1 protein-coding gene is annotated in these 1,566 nt (G+C 77.8%); it reads right to left on the reverse strand.

The features are described from left to right. Nucleotides 1-1,566 (reverse strand): helicase-associated domain-containing protein (locus AB0I76_RS29600; protein ID WP_357042347.1); only part of this gene is annotated, 1,566 nt, incomplete at both ends.

Raw genomic sequence — 1,566 nt, forward strand, 5'->3', positions numbered from 1 at the left:
GCCGCCTCACCCCGGCGGATCTGCTCGACGACGCCGAGCAGTCGGGGCAGGGACAGCTTCGGCCCGGTCAGCGGGTCCACCGTCCGGGCACCCATCGGCACCCGCGCCGGCGCCCGCCGGGCCTTCGGCCGGGCCAGCACGGCAGCGCCGGTGGCGTCCTCGGGCACCGGCGCGTACCCGGCCTCCCGCAGCGTGGTGAGCATCCGGTTGACCTGGTACGGGGTGGCCAGCACGGTCGGCGCCAGCCGCCGCAACGCCAGCGCTTCCAGCCGCCGGTCGGCGAGCACCTCGACCAGCAACGCCTCGTCGTCGCTGCGCACGTACGCCCCGGCGGAGCCGACCCGCAGCCCCCCGTGCTTCCGCGCGATGTCGTCGATCAGGTACGTCAGGCCCTGCGGGACCGGCGTGCGGGAGCGGCGCCGGAACAGCCCGTGCAGGTCGTCGGCCGAGTAGCCGGCGTCCAGGGCGTGGCGGACGCTGGCCGGGGTGACCCGGTGCACGCTCGCCCCACCGGCCGACTCGTGCTCGGCCACCACGTCCAGTTCGGCCGCGAGCGCCGGGTCGGGCGGGCCGGGTACGACCACGGTCAGGTCAGCCTGCACCAGGAAGTGGTCGACCGGGGCGGGCAGCAGCGCGTCCAGCGCCCGTACGGCGGTGGACGGGTCGCCGCTCTCGGTGTCGGCCCGCAACCCCAGCGGGTCGTCCGTGCCCCGCTCGTCGGCCGCCGTCACGTCGGCGAGCAGCAACCGCCCGTACGAGGTGAGCGCCCCCAGCCCCGTCACGCCCAGCGTGGCCGCCTCGGCCAGCACCTCCCGGTGTGCGGTCTCCCGCCCCCGGGCGCGGCGCGGCGCCCGCCAGTCGAGCAGCTCCAGCACCTCATCGGGGGTGGGCGCGGTGGCGGGTTCCAGGTCGGCGAGCACCGCGAGCACGGACCGGCGGGCGGCCGGCGCGCCGGCCCGTTCGGCCTCGGCGGAGAGCACGGTGATCGGGCGGTCCCGGTCGTCGCGCTGCCCGACCAGGCCCACCTGCCGGGTCATGGTCAGCCAGGCCCGGGCGAGCTGCTCCCAGCGCTGCGCGAGGGAGACGGCCCGGAACACCTCGTAGCCGCCGGTCGGCAGCACCTGCTGGTCGGCGCCGTACCGGCCGGTGGTGGCGCCGGGCAGGTCCATCTCGCCGATCAGGCCGGCCGCGTACGCCACCTCCAGCAGCAGAGCGGTCGTCGGCTCGTCCAGCCCGGCCGCGCGGGCCAACCGGCGCAGGTCGCGGACACCGAGGCCACCGGAGCGCAGCACCGGAGCGGGTTCGGCGGCGAGCTGGTCCAGCAGCGCCTCGGTCTGGCGTACCGCCTCCATGGTCTGCCCGGCCCCCGCGGAGTCGGCGGCCTTCGGCTCGCGGGCCGGCGCCGCGACCGGCGGTGGGCTGGTGCGCAGCGGGCCGAGCGGGCCGGTGTCCCGACGCAGCAGCAGGCCGACCTCGCGGGGCAGCTCCACGGTGCCGGCGCCGCCGGCCTGGGGGGCCCTTCTTGACAGCACCCGACGCTGGGACGCCGCGCCGGGTCGGTGAGAT

The sequence above is a fragment of the Micromonospora sp. NPDC049799 genome, from assembly GCF_040656655.1.
Lineage (GTDB): Bacteria > Actinomycetota > Actinomycetes > Mycobacteriales > Micromonosporaceae > Micromonospora.